Source organism: Bacillus cereus group sp. MG4, assembly GCF_040460055.1.
GTDB classification, from domain to species: Bacteria; Bacillota; Bacilli; order Bacillales; family Bacillaceae_G; genus Bacillus_A; species Bacillus_A wiedmannii.
Genome location: NZ_JARVGZ010000003.1, coordinates 63868 through 78979, shown reverse-complemented (window position 1 = coordinate 78979; position 15112 = coordinate 63868). Strand labels below are relative to the sequence as shown.

Sequence of the window (15112 nt, the reverse complement as noted above, 5' to 3'; positions counted from 1 at the left end):
ACCCGTTAGGGTTTATTTGGCGTGTTTAAATTTAATAACTGGATCCCTTGTAGGGACAGTTTTAGTTCAAATGAACAAAAGTTAATATTGTGTTTATCCTTAAGTTGATGGGCATGTATCGTGAGGCCTGGTAGACCAAAAGCAAAAATTACACCTGCATTTATCACTGCATATGATATTTGGAAAACTGGGGCCATTACAGCAGTAGAAGCAATGAAGCAAGCGAATGTACCCAAAACTACGTTTTATCGACTGGTTCAAAAATATGAAGCTCAACTAGCAAAATAACCAATAGATGGGAGGAAACATCATGTTTGTACTTGGCATAAATATTCTATTGAGTTATCTCATTATCGTGATAATCGTTGCATGTATTGTTTGTTATCTCGGATTTAGAAAATAATTTTCTCAATACCAATATATATAATTTCATGTAAAATAAAGATGCTAACACTTATACTAACTTTTTATAACTTTCTCCCAACCACCACAGGCCCCTACTTGTGGTGGTTATCTTCATATTAAAAGCAACAAATGGGCGATTAAGTGAAAAGCATTAACATGCTAAAAATATATTTTCACGTTTTTAGCATGTTATGAACTGCAAGCTACCTCACTATTCTTAGTAATTGTGTTACTAATAGTATTGACTTTATCATTGCGAATACAATGCTATTCCTCATTTATCATCTTATTTCCCCCCCTTTTCTCTTTACGATACACGTCATAACACGTTTTGAAATATGTACTTTTTGCATATTTCTGTTTTGAATATGTCTATAAATCAACCTACAAATTACAAATCAATTTATTGAGGTATATCAAGAATGGCAATGCGGAAAGATTTCATCTGTCAGAGCGATAAGAAAATATGATATAAAATGTTCTTCTTTTTATAGACTAGTAAAAGAATATGAAGGACAAGGAAAATGGAAACATCCAGCTGAAACTGAATGATATTTAAAAGGCAGCCAATCGAATTTCTTCCTATTATATAAGAAGGATAATTGGTACTTTAGCACGCCCTAGCATTCCTAATCATGTCTTGCAAAATTTGACGAATACGCAACACGTGTTAAGGGGATTCCCTTGATAGTTTTTGGGGACTATTGTCCATATCAAACTCTTCGTCGGGCTTCTCGTACAATAAAAGGAATGGAAAGTATTCATGCTATATACAAACAAAAGAGAAGTCACATTCCGGACTTCTCTTTTGCGACGTACAAGGAATGACAGCAAGTATTCAGAATCCCTTAAACGTTAATCACATGTTGCAAGCAAGTTTAATGTTTGTAAACTTGCTTGCAACATCACTTATGACATCACGGCTTTTAAAAGAGGAAGAGCAATTCCCCAAAGTGTGAATAGAGTAAGTGTAAGCGTCATATATATGCCCCCTTTCCTTCTAAAAGGATATTTTTTAGTATAAGTATACTTGGATTTTTTCTCAATAAAAAATAGTATCAAAATGAAAAATATGCATAATTACATATTTAAGAGTTAAGAAAGCATCACGTATTTGCACAAAGGCGCAAGACGAGCGTATACCTGATTACAGATATTTGTCCTCTTTCCTCACTATAATAGAAAAATGATTTACATAAAATGAAGGAAGATGTATTACTTGTTCTTATTCTACAACACCAGAATTTGTAAGTGTGACATGATAAGATGTATGAATAGAGAAATTCGGATACTGTTCTTCCCATTCTTTTTCTTGAAACGATCGATTCTCTTCTTTCCACTTCTTTCCTAATCCTAACGGATCTGTATGCAATACTTGGAATTGCTGAATCAAATATTGACTTTTTCGTTTTAAATCTTGTTCTATTGCTTGTTCTATACGTTTGACAACATGCCGTTGCTGCAAATTTTCATTACCTGTGATTTCTTGTATACGCCCTTTTATATGAACATCAATGAAGAAAGCGGGTGTTCCTTGATATGTTTTTAGTGTGTACTTTGGTTGAGATACAATATTTTGTATGACAATAGAATTCGAACCGTAAGAAAAGGTATGCATATCAAAAGCGTGCTTTTCTAACAAACCCTTGAAAATAAATAAGTCCTTCGCTTTTACCTCTCCAACCATCTTTTCCCCTTTAAATAAAGCGACTCCAGTAATATGTATTTTTCCATTTGTATGCCTCACAATGGGGAAAAATGTGTCACTTCCTTCTTGATAAAATTTAAAGCTACTGGCATGTAAATTCATATGAGGCAATACTCCTTGATCCATATTATGATTTAACAATCGATACAAATAAAGCGAAACATTTTCCGTTGTTTGATACGGGTAGGTGACGAATTTTTTTACATCCCCTTCTATAATGGCAATTTGTAAAGCATGTCCAATAGAAGCTTCCCTCGTTAATACATCAATAGACGCAGACAATCCTTGCTTCGCTAATGATTGAGAAAATAATGCAACGCGTAGTTGGCCACTCACTAGCGGACGTCCCGCTTGTATATTTGCAAGTTGTTTTGCTCCTTTCATGGAATGCGCAGTACTTTGAAATATTTGTACTTTATTTCCTTTTGTACGCTGAGGAGCAATAAACGTCATCCGTAGTTGTTTTTTATACGCTTCAAATATGACCGCTTGCACAAGGTTTACATCATCAATGATTGTTTTAGGGAGACAGCCACTGCCTAAAAAGAATACGATGCATCCAATTAACATTCTTTTTACATAAAATAATTTCATTTGATTTCACCTGTCTATCATTTTAAAACATTAATTTTTTTGTATATACAAAAGAGATACTTAGACTTTCATAACCCCCTCCGAGGTGATAGTAAGATAACCCCTAAAATAGAATCGTATACAAATTTATTTGGGTTACAAACCAATGCTTAAAAAATAAAAATGACATATCGATCGTCACATCCATACACATTTATTTGTAGTAGGAAAAAATTTCATCCGTGTTTTTATCATGTACAAAAAGAGAGACATTCAATCTATCCTTTTGTATATCTTGAATATTTTATTTTTGAGGCTCTGTTGCAAAATTTCAAAAAACGAATTTCTTGTACAAAATACGGTTATCGTTTAAGAAATTCTGAATACTTGTCGAACACGAGGCGTTTAGAATGTGGTTGATGAGAGCCCTTGTTTTACAAAGTTAAATATCCAAGGTGTATCTGTCTTATTTAATCTCACAATAAAGATAGTATTTCTTGTAAAATAAAATTTTTATATGCCTGTCTTCTAAACCCACAAACTGAGTCTATGAGGTTTCTTCTGTCTTCGCTTTTTCATTCAAACAATAAACAGGATTTAAATGTACACTTTTGCCTATCATAGTTTTTTGCTTATATAACAAACTAAGAACATGACAATGGTTCCTTTAACCAAACGCATCCCTTTTTACCTCAAATACACTCTTCAGATTCACCTACAATCGACTTTAAAATACCCTGTCGATTTAATGCGAACCCACGATGCTATAAATGCCCTTAAAATGTTTTTAGGTAATTTTCGTATCATAAAAGTGCAAATAAACACCTTTTCGTTCTTAAAAAAAATAGTAACTACTCAGCTTCCTCACGGAGGCTTTTTTCATTTACTAGTCTGATATGTACTTTTTGTGTGAATACTAGATATATCATACAAGGAGGTGGTATTTATGTTGAAAAAACAAGAAATTCTAGCTGTCTATCAAAAGGGACCTCAAGCTATTTGCGATTTTGTTCATCAATTAGAAAGTCAAATACAGAATTTAAAAGAGCGTATAGAAGAATTAGAAAATCGTTCAAAAAAAACTCTACAAATAGTCATAAACCACCCTCTACAGATGGTTTTCGTAAGCCTATTACAAAAAGTTTGCGAAAATCATCCCAGCGTCAAACCGGTGGCCAGTTGGGCCACAAAGGACATACACTTCATTTGACAACGACTCCTGACCATACGATTACCTATTCTCCTACGCATTGTACTTGTTGTGACATGTCCTTAAAACATGAACCTGTAAAAGGATACCGCCATTCGCCAAGTGTATGATTTACCACCTATCCTGATAGAAGTAACAGAACATAAAGTGGAACAAAAAGAGTGCCCACATTGCCATTCTATCCAAGAATCCCAGTTTCCCTCTACTATCTCTCGTCCTGTTCAATATGGTCCAAATATAAAAAGACTGATTCCTTATTTAACACATTATCAATGCCTTTCTTTGAAACGAACAAAAGAATTCTTTCAAGATTGTTTTGGCCATTCGATAAGCGAAGGTACGTTAGTCAATCATACCCATGCTTTTTCTGCTCAATTGCGGCCGTTTCTCGAAGAAGTAAAAGAACAGATTCTGCAGTCTTCTGTTGTCCATTTTGATGAAACCGGTATGCGAGTAGAAAATAAAACACAATGGTTACATACTGCGAGTACACCGGAGGTGACATTTCAACATATTCATGAAAAACGCGGAAAAGAAGCGATGGATGCAGGTGAAATCTTGCCTTCTTTTTCTGGAATTGCCATGCATGATGGGTGGAAACCGTATGATGTGTATACAGAGTGTCGCCATGTTTTATGTAATGCCCATCTCTTGCGAGATTTGCAAGGGATTATAGATAGTACCGGAGAAACATGGGCACAACAAATGAAAGAATTCCTTACACAAGCTTTGACAATAAAAAAGCAATACAAGGGAAATATTCCAGAAATGGAGAAAAAGAATCTGTTTGCCGCATACCAGGCTATATTGAAAGGCAAACAGGTGCCTTCTGCAGAACAAAAAAAGAAAAGAAAGCAGACGCCTTCTCAAAATTTATGGAATCGCTTTGCCAAGTATGCTGACAGAATTCTAGCGTTCTTAGAAAGTCCAGATATTCCATTTGATAACAATCAAGCGGAGCGAGATATTCGGATGACGAAAGTCAAACAAAAAGTGTCTGGGACGTTTCGAAGTAAGGAAGGTGCAGAATCATTTTGCCACATACGCAGTTTTATGAGCACCATGAAAAAACAAAATCAATCAGTATTACAAGCGATAAGTCAGGTGTTAAAAACCGGAACGGTTCCTTGGAATATCACTCTTTCGTAAGAGAATGTTTCTATTTCATATAGATTCTTTCTCTTATCGGAGTGTGTTCTTTTTCATGTTTTCGAACAGGAAACATGTATTTGGCATGCTTTTTTGTTTAACTAAGCTGAGTAGTTACAAAAAATAAAAGAGGATTGTATTTTTAGTATAACTCCTGTAAGGTAAGCGCATAACATACAAAACATACGTCCAGGAGTGTGATACACAATGAAACCTATTTTAAAAACCAGTATAGCTTTAATGCTGTTCTCTCTTTCTCTCATGGGATGTCAGTCACCACAAGCAAAGCCGAAACAAACATCTTCACTAACCGAACAACAAGTTATGGCAGATGCTTGGTATCAAACGGCTGGAGAAGTCAAAGCGCTCTATCATCAAGGGTATAATATCGGAAAAATGAAATTAGATGCGGCACTTACCAAAGGTACCGAGAAAAAGCCTGCCATCGTTTTAGACTTAGATGAAACAGTCGTGGATAATAGTCCGTATCAAGCCATGACAGTACAAGAGAAAAAAGGGTTCCCTTATAAATGGGCGGAATGGATTCAACAAGCGAAGGCAGAAGCTCTCCCTGGCGCAGTTTCCTTTTTACAATATGCAAATGAAAAAGGTGTAGCAATCTACTACATTTCCAATCGCAAACAAAATCAATTAGATGCCACTTTACAGAATTTACAGAAGTTGAATATTCCGCAAGCTGATAAAGAGCACGTCTTATTACAAGGACCAGGGGAAAAAGGGAAAGAAGAGCGAAGAAAGAAAGTGGCGACAGAAAACGATATCGTTCTATTTTTTGGAGATAATTTATCTGATTTTACCGGATTTGATGAGAAATCTGTACAAGATAGAAATCAAGCGGTCGAAGAGATGCACGAAGCATTTGGAGAAAAGTTTATTATGTTCCCGAATCCGATGTATGGGGATTGGGAATCCGCTTTATATCAATATGATTTTAAAAAGTCAGATGCTGAAAAAGATAAACTCCGTAACGATGCATTGCGTGTATTTGAAGATGTGAAATAGCGGTCAAATAGAGGGATGTTTACTATTTATTTTATAAGCTGTGGTAAGCTGTCATTTGGAAGGTTGAGCGCATTCGCTCAATCTTTTTTCCTATTTTTTACGATCCCATGATTAGATTGCAACATATGACGAATACACAATATCTATCAAGGGAATTGCCTTGACGGTAAATTGTTAATGTATCAACTATAGAGGGCTTCTATCCCAATCTTTATGTTTTAAACAAACGTTTGATTCGGTGTCCTCGTACGAACCCCCTACGGATTCGCTGTAATTCGTCAATGTTTTTACATATATTTTTTTAAGAAAGGAACCCTCGTATGTATAAATCTAATTTCGTTGCTTTCTTACTATTTATGATCTCTTTTTCTTGTTACGTCATCTATGTAACCAAGAACCCGCTCAATTTGCATCCCGTCGTTTTATTATCTATTATGTTGATTACAATTATAGGTATCATTCTTTTTAGTGATTTCTATGATACAACTTATATGAAATATATACTTCTCATGGGATTGTTTCTGTATCTCATTCTTATATGTAGTACACTGCTAAACATCATATGAGTGTGGATGTACAATAACATACCAGCATTTTTTTACTTGCCTCCTAAGGATAAGTGACAAATAAAGGTTCTGTTGCAAAGTTTGAAAAAACATAAACTCACTTGCAAAATATGGTTAACGTTTAAGGGAGCCTAAATAATTGCTGTGCATGCAATTAAAAAAGTCTTACCAAATGCTACTTGTAATAGTTTAGCAGATACGATTTTAGGAGATTAATAGCATTTTATGCCGCTATTATTAACCTAATTTCCAAGAAATAGAGGTGAATGTAGGGTGGCTAAACCTTTTAAAAAAAATAGTCGTTATATGGCTTAATGACAGGGTAGCTGCTCTAGTCCGCAGGACTTTTTCCATTAAAAGTAAATTGGGAGATAAATGCTATGGTGTAACTGTAATTTCTGTGGCACTCTCTTTTTTTACTTGCCTCTTTGCTCTGATTAATGTACTTTTTGAAATCCCCATTTTTTCTTCCACTTCTTTGTAAGAATGATTATGTAAAAGAAATAAAGCATGTTCTATTTGTTTCTTATTATATTTCTTTGGTCGCCCTTCTTTAAAATTAGGATTTAGCTTTGCAATTGCTTTTCCTTCTTGTGTACGTTCTACAATCATATCTCTTTCGAATTCCGCAAATGCGCTCATTACATTAAATACAAGCCTACCTGTTGGTGTATCTTCCACTAATCCCATATTGAGTATATGAACCTTTACACCTTTTTCAAATAGCGTTCTAATTATATGTATCGCATCAACTGTTGAACGTGCAAAACGATCTAGTTTTGTCACAACAAGCGTATCCCCTGTTTTTAATATAGATAATAATTCCTGAAACTTTGGACGATCTGTTTTTGTTCCAGTAAACTTTTCAGAATAAATTTCTTCACAGCCTTCATTTTGCAATGTTTGAATTTGAGACCGCAGGTCCTGGTGTAATGTACTTACGCGTGCATAGCCATATTTCATAAAAATTGCTCCTTTTACACATAACTTTAGACCTTAAGTTATGACACCGGTCTACATACTGATATTACAGCACTTCAAAAACAGAGTCAAAACTTAAGAGTTATGAAGCTTTTTGTAAAAAGAAAACATTTATGTTAATGATAAACTCATATTTTTTACTATAACTGGAAACAATCTTGCGGACCACAGCAGTTACCCTGTCACTAAGCCATATAGAACAATAAAATGAATACAATTTTAAAAATTGTAGCCCGCTAGGGTTATTTCCTCTGCACTTTTTTATAAAGATTCTTACTATTCCATAGTCGGAGAAGAATTCTTATGTATTTTTGTCAATTTAGTTTCCTTAGCTTGATGGCGATGTTGCCGTACCCCAATTAGCCTCCATTTCTGAAAAGCTTCATTAAAAAGCAGAGAACCATCATCATTTTTTTAATACATTTGATGGAATAAGATTAGATGTTATTATTCCTTTTTGAAATGAATGGACAAATGAAATATGGAAGGAGTGATCGTGTTGCATAAAGAACAAGCTTATACATTTTTAAAGCAAGTGTATCAAGATGTTATCTTAGATTTGAAGTTAGATAAAATATCAGATTATTTTAGTGACCAATATATGCAAGTTACGGATGGTACAGAGGTGAATATACAAGGGTTTCATAATCATATGGAAACTTTAAAAAGTATAGTAGACACACTGGCATTGTCACCTTTTTACGATTTTTTATTTGATGAAGAGAAGCAGACAGCAACGCTAAGATATGAGATTCATGTAAAGAAGAAAAATGGGAATAGTGGTGTCGTAGAAATCATAGCGATTTTTGAATTGAAAGAGGGGAAAATTTTACGTTGTAATGAACTAACTCGTTCCTTACAACCTGATGATGAATTTAATACCATTGGAAAAATTAATAAAAAAAATAACACCTAAGTTTGCATGCACATCATATGTTGCGAAGCCAAAACCTAAGCTCAGGTTTTGGCTTCGTTTGGCTAGCATACGGATTATGTTCATCGTATGGAAACAAATTTACTTCCTTCCATACATGCTAGCATGTATCTCAATAAGAACTGGCAGATGAGCAAAAATAGTGCATACTAACATTGCAAGCTTTTTATGCACTTTTAAATACTATCCATATTCTTATAACATCGTTGATACATCATTCATATAGTCCACGCTTTTTCAAATGCTCACGTAAACTACTGGCGCGACATTTCAACCGTTTTGCAATTTCCACATATCCCATTCCTGTATTCCGTAACTGAACCGTATCCTCACACAATTGATCCCATTTCCATTCTGCATTCTTTGCTCTCACATTTTCCTCCCCAGACAAATGCTTTCCTAACTGGTATACTTCTTTCCCCCATTTACAATTTGCAATGCAATGTTGATAGGAGCCGAATAGATATTCACATCCACGGCAATGCTGTTCTTGTATATTTATAATTTGAATTCTCGTTTCTTTTGCATTCATCTTCCATTCTCCCCTATGTTTCTTTTTCCTTATGATAACAAAAGAAACATATTTTGTTTATGAAACTAATTCCGGCGCTAAAATAGCTTGTTTTACAATTTTCGACACAAATAACTCATGGAGCATCTTATTCTTTTGTAACATGTATCCAAATTTTAATTGAGAAAATTCGGATTGTGTTTACAAGAGGAGAGACTCGATTTATTATATGCGTATATATAAATTGAAAATTTAAAGGAGGTTTGTTATGCAAGCGAAAATAGGAGAAACAATCGTATTTGAAAGAGATGGTATGGAGATTACTGGTATCGTGATCAAAAAGTATGAACGATCCCTATTAATTGAAATTGTAACCGCTATGGGTGGCGACTTTCCATATGATAGAACCGTTGTGAATCATAAAAAATATCGACTTTGTATAGACCAGACTAAATAACGGGGAGACTTTTTATGTATAAAAATAAGCGAGTTTCATTTTAAAAAATAATAATTCTCAATGGTATTGATGTTTCTTGTTTCATGATATGGAACTTGATTACGAACCGCTATGTCTAATTAGGATGAATCGTAATACGAGATTTTAGAAATATAAATGGGTAAGGTCACTGAAGATAGAGCGATACAAAGGTAATCCCCCTCCGCTGATTCAGAGGATAATCAATCGAAATAAGGAGCATACAGTGTATATGGAGTTGTATTTCACCTACGAAAAACACCTATTGTATTTAAAGGTATCTAAAACCTTTATAAACGGTTAGTAATCGATTTATTCGTTTTGCTATTCAACTTAATTTAAAACGCCTTACAATAGAATGTCAGCGCCACAAATGAACTGACAGCGAGAACGTTTGGTTGTTATAACCAATTCGTATGAATTATTGGTTGTAACGCCAGGTGCTTTTTCTGCAGGTACACACAATAAATTAGATGCATTGACTTGAGAAACGCCTACTACCTCTACAAAAGGAACCAAAACAATTCAGTCCATCTATCAACATGACCTATTTTTTCTCGTTTATTAAGTCCAATGCAATGAAACTACAGTATCAAAAATGTGCAATGCAATATTCCTTTTTATTATATAAATTGGACGCTAACATTTTGTCTGTTTTTTGGACAAAATAGAAATGCTATATATTGAAGAATTTCTAGGTTTTATCATGCTAATTCGCTATGATAATAATTGAAAAAAGTAAAGTAAGAGTTATTTTTGGCATTCTAGGAAAGAACCTGCATGATAGGGGGCTTTTTGTGTATGTGCGCGCAATAAAGGGGTTTATATATAATGCGGAGTAAAAAGAATGCACTTAAAGAATGGAAAGCGGATGTCCAAGTGATGCGAGAAGAAAGACGCTTGGAAAAGAAAGTGAGAAAAAAGAATAAAAAAATATAGTATTCCTGGTCATACGGCTGATTTTATGAATGGACGGAACACCTATTATAAAAATCATGGCGTATGGAAGCAACACAATAAATAATACAAAGAAAACAGCACCCCAACGTTGTATCTTTGCAAAATTAGAGATGTAATTTTGAACAATTTTGATCGTCTTTTCACTTTACAACAGAGTCTCCCAATATGATAAGACAGGCGCATAATGATAACATTGTACGCCTGCTTTTTGCTACATCCTAGCATGTAGCACACAGTAAACCGTTTAAGAAGAGTTCATTTCTCATGCATGTGTATATGAAATCCAGTGTTTATATAACATGTACATACACTTGAAATGTCCCTATAATCGAGGAGTCCCCTTGCCATTCACGCCAGTGCTTGAATTGAAGTCTATGCTTGCCGGCATGTATGGATTGAAATTGAAATATGCGTATTCCCCCATGTCCACTTGCCCCTTCGCTTATACTGTTAAGGTGAAATGTTTCTGCAAGTAAATGGACGCCTGATATATTACAGGCAGTCCAACGATAGCCTGTAGTGGGGTTTTCTATCAATTGTATAGAAAATAGTTGACCTATAGGAAGGGTGATAACTTTTCCTTGATCCTTTTGTGTCAATATAACTACGGGTTGACTATGCGACATGATATATGGCTATCTCCTACTATCCCTAGTGTGCATGATAGAAGTTCGATTTGTGAATTGCTAACTATGGATAAAAAAGATACTTACTCATTTTATTCTGTCATGATGACGAGGTAAGCTTCACCAAACATACATTTCATTCACAGTTTCATTACTTTCTGTATAATTCACAGTTCTTTGGTATTCGCATGCATGCGATGCTAGCATAGATAATGCAATACCGGAACTCATTGGAGTGCTAAGCAGTTTTTTCCATATATCACCTGATCGCATCATAGAGCCTGTACTTTGTGTGGTAGCTCGTACAGCATCAACCTTTACATTATCTTGTTTTATAGGAGTATCGTTACTATCAATCATTTTATTTGATGCAGTAGGTGGTAATTGTGTTGGATAAACTGTTTGTGTTTCAAACGAAGGTTGTTCTGTTCGTGTTTTATTTTCCTGACTAGAAAAAACAGAAATATCCGTTAGCACTTGATTGCTTTCTGTAAATTGTACCGTATATCCGGATGCTTTTGCTGTGATTAGCTGTGTTAACATAGACAAAAAGATAGTATCATTACCGGCATGTATTTTTCGCCATCCTGTATTTTTTAAATACACCCATGCATTGCGTTCTGTAGCATGTGCCCATAGTCCTGTAATGAGATCTTCATTGGCTTGCTGATTTGTCATAATTCCATCGACACCATGATTTGCCCAACTATCAATGCCACACTCTCCGTAAGCAATCCGGAAAAATCCTTTTTCGCCCCATTGTTCACCCCAGCTATTTTTACAAATCCAACACCCTTGTTGATCATCATAGCCAATAATCGTGACACAATGTCCACCAAGACTGGATCCTGTTATATGTCGATAGACCCCACCTTGATAGTAATAAAAATCTTCGTATACATTAAAACAAGCACTTACAGGTCCTTTTGTTGCAATCCATTGTTTGATTGCGGCAGGCTTCTGCGTTAAATCGGTATATCCAGTGATTTTTACAAGTCTATTGTTGGCATCGGAACATAATCCGCTACAATTTTGTTTTGCTAATCCTGTACTATAACTATAGCAGGATTCATCTACAATGCCTTTCGTCCGTAGGGTCTCGTACGCATTTGCAGGCCACCATCCATTATTACAATTACGCCCTTCATTATAGCCGTAACAAAAAAATAATTGTGCCTCACTCAAATCAACTTCTTTATTTGGATTATTGTCTTGTATACGCCATCGGCTTTCTAGCGTTGCAAGGGCTCCAAAAGAGACGCAAGAACCACAATTTTTTTGGTCTTTAATCGGTGTAATAAAATTTTTCCCATCAACATTACGCCAATCATATTTTGTAGGAGACCCGTCAGCTTGTAATACTTGTTGTTGGATAGACTGTTTCATACCTTTTACATAATGTTCTAGATCTTCAAGACTTTGTTCATGTGGAGGAGGTATTACACCTAATCGTAATTTTTTCTTATCGGTTGTAAGTAAGGAAATAGCTGCTTCGCCAGCTATCCAAGGACTTTCTAAAGATGTTAAAGCATTTTGGATACCTTTTAAATTGATGTTGTTCATCGGCATTATACATTTCCTCATTTCTTTTTATTTTTCTACATATAACTAGCAAACAATAAGTAAGTTCGTTTAAAAATAAAGTGTCATGTGGACTATTCCATTCACTATAATAACTATTAAGATGTAGAATGTACTCTCATTATTCTATAAATACCCTCTCTGACTTATGAACTGTTATGCATTGAGAAATTATTGTAGAGATTGTTTGTGGCAAATTTTTAATGTGGATACACTGTAAGTGAAATGTGCTAAATAGAATAATCTGAGGACTAGAATTAACGAATCAGCGTAGCTTTTTAATATGTAAAACATTATAACTTATAGTCGTCATATTATGATTTTAACAAATAAATGAGGAATACAACGGCTATGAGATTAATAGGAAATAACCTTAAGAAACCATTTTCATGATACATTAATTATCGTAGCGCTGCATAATTTTTTTTATCTATACCCAACTGTACCAAACAATTAACAAGATAAATAGTTGACCATCTATATTTCTCAACCTACTCATTATATAAATCACTACTTTTTTCTTATATACTAAACCTGTTCTTTCATTACCAAAATTAAGGGGGATGTTTTTCATGAAAGTATTCAAAAACATAACGAGTCTTTTGTTGGCAGGCGCGATTGGAGGGAGTAGCGCAGGAATGATACCACTATATGCCAGTGCAGAAACTACAAAAGGAGAGCAGAGTTATACGCAATTTCTCACAAATGAAGGAAGCTCTCATTCATTGGGATTCGGTCAAACACAATCCACGATAATGAAATGGAATCTAACAGTATCGATAGACACGTTAGGGATGGCTGAAAAAATGAATGGTTTATTACAACATACTACATTTCAAAATATAACTAGAGAAATGACAGATCAGACATTTATTTTTGCAAAAAACCGTTACAATGTGATGGTATTTACATCAGATTCTAAATTTCAACATCATTTTCAAGGTATAAAATTCCATGCGAAGCTAAATTATTATGGCACAAATTACGATGTGTATGCATTTGAAAATGGCACCTTCAATACATACAATCAGGAGGAAACGAAACCTTGGGCATGGGCTTATAAAGGGTGGTTACAAAGCAACACTACCGGATCTAGCATTCAATTTTATTTGCCGAAATTAGGAGCATAAATGTATTTCGTATCAAACAAAAATAGACAGGAGATATATGATGTGTACATATAAAAAGGCGATTTGTTGCGTACTCGGAATTCCTTTGGCATTAGGATTTGGAGGCACGATTCCCCATATAGTGAAAGCAGAAATGAGTTTACCGTACAAAGAGGAATGGAAACGTCCTACTATCATTACACAAGAAAACAATGGGGAACATATTCACATATCTACAGGACAGTTCCTCTCCCTTTCCCTTGCTGAAAATCCAACGACCGGATATCGCTGGACAACAACAAATATAAATCACCAAATTCCTTTAGTAGGTGAACATTTTCAACCTAACAATACGGGAGACGGGACAGTAGGGAAACCTGGAGTTCACAAATTTCAGTTTAAAGCTATCGAACCTGGTGTCACAAAGCTACAATTGAAAAAATGGCGCTCATGGGAAGGAGATTCTTCTATTATCGACACGTTCTATGTATGGGTACATGTAGAGACACCTGAATCATCCGTTTAAAGGGATAGGGAGCTCTAAAATAAACCATGCGAAAAAAGTATGGTTTATTTTTAAATGAGTATATCACCTACCACTGTTCGTTTAACATTCAACAAACGAGAGAATGTAACTCTTTGGCAATACAATTAGTATTAGAAATATATGTATTACAATGAAGATAGTAAATGCTTTGAATAATTAGGGGACGTTTTTAAGACATAAAGAAAAATAATTTCAAATGCTATTATCAATACTTACTGGATTGATGTATCATCCAATACATCAAAGATACAGGTTATATTTTATTACTTTTTCAAGCACATGCCATGTACTATTGTTATACCTTTTACATGGTATATAAGTATCATCAGTATTCATTTTTAAGGAGATGTAGTTTATGTCAAAAATATTTCAAATGGATGCTACTGATTATGAGAACCATGCCGAAATTTTAAAAAGGTTAGCTCATCCTATGCGCTTATTGATTGTACAAAAATTGATTACCATGGGTTCTTTAAATGTTGCTGAATTGCAAAGTTTTATGTATGTACCTCAATCCGTCGTATCACAACACTTAAGTAAATTAAAAACACCTAAAATTGTATCGTATGAACGAAAAGGTTTAGAAGTTTATTATAAAGTAATAGATAAAAAAATAATTGATATTATACAAGTATTAGGATTATTAAAATCATGTGATATTGATGAAGTCAAATGGTGAAATATTCTCGTTATCCTTGTTTTGTACGCAGATTATTCCGTAAGATATTTCTCAACCTATGAAATCTAGTAAATC

General features: G+C 34.5%; 11 protein-coding genes and 5 pseudogenes. 11 read left to right on the top strand and 5 right to left on the bottom strand.

All coding sequences use genetic code 11. The features are described 5' to 3' along the window. Nucleotides 1-129: 129 nt before the first annotated feature. The 3 pseudogenes from QCI41_RS29730 to QCI41_RS29725 form a co-directional block, all read left to right on the top strand. Nucleotides 130-288: pseudogene (locus QCI41_RS29730) on the top strand (recombinase family protein); the annotation flags it as partial. Between the two features lie 501 nt (nt 289-789). After that, nucleotides 790-957: pseudogene (locus QCI41_RS30795) on the top strand (recombinase family protein); the annotation flags it as partial. A 159-nt stretch (nt 958-1116) separates the two neighbouring features. Continuing rightward, nucleotides 1117-1233 (top strand): annotated as a pseudogene (locus QCI41_RS29725) (IS6 family transposase); the annotation flags it as partial. Nucleotides 1234-1630: 397 nt separating this feature from the next. Here the strand turns inward: QCI41_RS29725 and QCI41_RS29720 are convergent. Then, nucleotides 1631-2707 (bottom strand): Ger(x)C family spore germination protein, encoded by a 1077-nt coding sequence (locus tag QCI41_RS29720; protein WP_353839029.1) that lies wholly within the window; start codon nt 2705-2707, stop codon nt 1631-1633. Between the two features lie 925 nt (nt 2708-3632). Here QCI41_RS29720 and tnpC point away from each other — a divergent pair. Then, nucleotides 3633-5045, top strand: a pseudogene (gene tnpC, locus QCI41_RS29710) (IS66 family transposase). Between the two features lie 207 nt (nt 5046-5252). Beyond that, nucleotides 5253-6068, top strand: coding sequence for a 5'-nucleotidase, lipoprotein e(P4) family (locus QCI41_RS29705; protein WP_353839025.1), 816 nt, complete (start codon nt 5253-5255; stop codon nt 6066-6068). Between the two features lie 944 nt (nt 6069-7012). Here the strand turns inward: QCI41_RS29705 and QCI41_RS29700 are convergent. Then, on the bottom strand, nt 7013-7597 hold the full coding sequence (locus tag QCI41_RS29700; RefSeq protein WP_353839024.1) for a recombinase family protein: 585 nt from the start codon (nt 7595-7597) through the stop codon (nt 7013-7015). Nucleotides 7598-8114: 517 nt separating this feature from the next. Here QCI41_RS29700 and QCI41_RS29695 point away from each other — a divergent pair. Continuing rightward, the gene (locus QCI41_RS29695) at nt 8115-8531 is read left to right on the top strand and encodes a nuclear transport factor 2 family protein (protein ID WP_429696870.1); all 417 of its coding nucleotides are present in this window, start codon (nt 8115-8117) and stop codon (nt 8529-8531) included. Between the two features lie 232 nt (nt 8532-8763). Here the strand turns inward: QCI41_RS29695 and QCI41_RS29690 are convergent, their stop codons facing one another. Then, the gene (locus tag QCI41_RS29690) at nt 8764-9081 is read right to left on the bottom strand and encodes a hypothetical protein (RefSeq protein WP_065486709.1); all 318 of its coding nucleotides are present in this window, start codon (nt 9079-9081) and stop codon (nt 8764-8766) included. 247 nt (nt 9082-9328) lie between these two features. Between QCI41_RS29690 and QCI41_RS29685 the strand changes: the two genes are divergently transcribed. Then, nucleotides 9329-9517 carry a DUF2187 family protein gene (locus QCI41_RS29685; protein WP_353839022.1) on the top strand — a complete coding sequence of 63 codons (189 nt, stop codon included), beginning with the start codon at nt 9329-9331 and terminating at the stop codon, nt 9515-9517. 849 nt (nt 9518-10366) lie between these two features. Beyond that, a pseudogene (locus QCI41_RS29680) lies at nt 10367-10559 on the top strand (hypothetical protein). Between the two features lie 226 nt (nt 10560-10785). Here QCI41_RS29680 and QCI41_RS29675 read toward each other — a convergent pair. Together QCI41_RS29675 and QCI41_RS29670 are read right to left on the bottom strand one after the other, a co-directional pair. Continuing rightward, a complete protein-coding gene (locus QCI41_RS29675) occupies nt 10786-11121 on the bottom strand; it encodes a protease inhibitor I42 family protein (protein ID WP_087967842.1) in 336 nt (111 codons plus the stop codon). A gap of 120 nt (nt 11122-11241) precedes the next feature. After that, a complete protein-coding gene (locus tag QCI41_RS29670; RefSeq protein WP_353839020.1) occupies nt 11242-12690 on the bottom strand; it encodes a C1 family peptidase in 1449 nt (482 codons plus the stop codon). 584 nt (nt 12691-13274) lie between these two features. Here QCI41_RS29670 and QCI41_RS29665 point away from each other — a divergent pair. The 3 genes from QCI41_RS29665 (at nt 13275) to QCI41_RS29655 (ending at nt 15037) form a co-directional block, all read left to right on the top strand. Then, on the top strand, nt 13275-13832 hold the full coding sequence (locus QCI41_RS29665; RefSeq protein ID WP_326267877.1) for a hypothetical protein: 558 nt from the start codon (nt 13275-13277) through the stop codon (nt 13830-13832). Between the two features lie 40 nt (nt 13833-13872). Then, nucleotides 13873-14337 (top strand): protease inhibitor I42 family protein, encoded by a 465-nt coding sequence (locus QCI41_RS29660; protein ID WP_326267878.1) that lies wholly within the window; start codon nt 13873-13875, stop codon nt 14335-14337. A gap of 376 nt (nt 14338-14713) precedes the next feature. Beyond that, complete coding sequence (locus QCI41_RS29655) at nt 14714-15037, top strand: ArsR/SmtB family transcription factor (RefSeq protein ID WP_353839019.1); 324 nt, start codon at nt 14714-14716, stop codon at nt 15035-15037. Nucleotides 15038-15112 lie beyond the last annotated feature (75 nt).